This window comes from Oribacterium sp. KHPX15 (assembly GCF_900107835.1).
In the GTDB taxonomy this organism is placed as follows: Bacteria; Bacillota; Clostridia; order Lachnospirales; family Lachnospiraceae; genus Oribacterium.
This window is the reverse complement of record NZ_FNRG01000073.1, coordinates 1-2,024: the sequence shown is the minus strand read 5'-3', so window position 1 is coordinate 2,024 and position 2,024 is coordinate 1. Positions and strand designations below refer to the sequence as shown.

The window sequence follows — 2,024 nt, the reverse complement described above, 5'->3', positions numbered from 1 at the left end:
TCCTGTCTTTGACAGTACAAGTGTCTATTAAGTCTTGGGATTGGCTCTATGAGCCAGTTCCAAGACTTTTCTTGATTTTCGCGAAGTGCGTAATTTTCTGTTTTCCTAAATCATCTTTGCCCCTTTCGCCCACCCCTCGGCGCGTTTCGGCAGTATCAACTTTTACGGCCCGCCCCAACGCGAAAGGGGCTTCGATGATTATTCTTTGGATCTTCGGCAGACACCCCGCATTTCTCGTTTTCTGATGATCTCATAATCGGTTCGGAATCCTGCATTTGCATGTAAGGCATCTGTTACTTCACATCTTGTATATGCTGGAATGTATCCTTCATGAATATCGACCATGTTCATGCTGCTTAATGTATTAATCAGAGTTTCACAGGTATATTTATCGTCCAGTTTTTTCTCCAGGATTCGATAGATAAGAAGTGAAATGAAGCATGTTAAGAAGTGTGCTTTGATTCGATCGTCACGTTGCAGATACACAGGTCTTGCCTTGAATTCTGTTTTCATTATTCGGAAAGATTCTTCAATTTCCCATCGGTCATGATTTATTCTCGCGATCTCAGATGCATCATCTTCGAGGTTTGTATAAACAGCATAAAAACCGTCATACTTTTCTTCTTCTGAAATCACATCATCATCGATGTCATAACTCTTTTTCTCTGCAATTTCACCGTCATTGGTAAAGGCAGTTTTTTTGATGAATCTGCGATAGTCGTTTTGATTTCGCTTCTCAATCTTGTCGCTGTTATTGATGGCGCGAATTGCATGATCGATCTGATTTTTTCTTATCTTGCGGAGATAGTTCCGGTATTTGATAGAGTATGTAACCACAAGATTCTGATTGAATTCAACTCCTCGTTCATCATCGTATCCTTCAACCCATTTTTCTTTATAAAAAATAAGATTAAGTGTATCCTCGTTTTCTTCTATTTCTCTTATATCAAACTTCTCTTTGGAACCTTTCAGTCTCCATCCCGTAGGGTCAAGACACCAGTCTTTGAGTTCTTTGTTGAGCTTTTTTATAGACTGTGTCGTAATGAAGCATCGCCCGCCAAAGTTGTTAAACATCCGGTTTGTCTCCGAAGATAGACCGGCATCCGTGCAGACCACAAACTTTGAAAGTGCGAAATCTTTAAATAGCTGCTTTTCCATAGGTATGAGAGAAGTCTGCTCATTTTTGTTTCCTTCATTAATGCAGAATGCGAGAGGTATTCCGGTTTTGTCCATGAACAGTCCCATTTGAACAATCGGATTTGGACGATGTTCCTTGCTCTTGCCGTATTTTTTCATACCGCTTTCTTCTTCGATTTCAAAAAAGAAATTTGTGCAGTCATAGTACAGTATTCCGGTCTGCCTTTTTAAAACTTTTTTGCTGTACTCATAAAGCTTACTTTGAATGTAATCAGACTCATCAGCAATAACAGATAATGCACGGTAAATCTGGTGTGCTTCAAACTCAGGCTTCTCTAATAAACTTCCTGCTTGTTCATAACACGAAAGCTTTGAAGATGGAAAAAGAATACGCCCGTAGATCAGTCTTGAAAGAATGCTGTTCAGATCGTATTGGAATCCGTGTCTTTTGGAGATCTGCTCACAGATATTTGGCAGATAAAGATCATAGTAGATCTGCTGTAAAAAGAGGTATCCCACGTTGAATGATTTTTTCTCGCCCATTGGAATAAGAGTTTTAGATTCAAAAGGAACCAAAACTTTTGTTATTGATTTTTTCTCTTCTTCATTAAGCTCTTTTAAACGCTGATCTACCCATGCACGCGGGTCTGTGCAATTATGCAGAGCCATGATTTCTTCATCGGTCCCAAGACGCTCCACAACTTCTGATGAACGTTTTCCATCACGCTTTATCGAACGAATTATGTAGTATATTTTCCCGGATTTAGTAATACGCATATCGAATTCTCCAACAACAGAATGAATCTGATATAATTATATCAGAAATTACGCAATTACGCATTACAAATATTTGAAATTTGACAAAAAAATAAGGCGTGGAGCGCCTC

The 2,024-nt window shown here is 39.0% G+C and carries 1 protein-coding gene; it reads right to left on the bottom strand.

What is annotated here, in order from left to right; genetic code table 11:
* Positions 1-198: 198 nt before the first annotated feature.
* Positions 199-1,914: an IS1634 family transposase gene (locus tag BLV86_RS17345; RefSeq protein ID WP_090820089.1), complete on the bottom strand. Its 1,716-nt coding sequence runs from the start codon at positions 1,912-1,914 to the stop codon at positions 199-201.
* Positions 1,915-2,024 lie beyond the last annotated feature (110 nt).

Excerpts from the sequence above, each read along its gene's own strand:
- BLV86_RS17345 (WP_090820089.1), bottom strand. The coding sequence starts at position 1,914 with ATGCGTATTACTAAATCCGGGAAAATATACTACATAATTCGTTCGATA.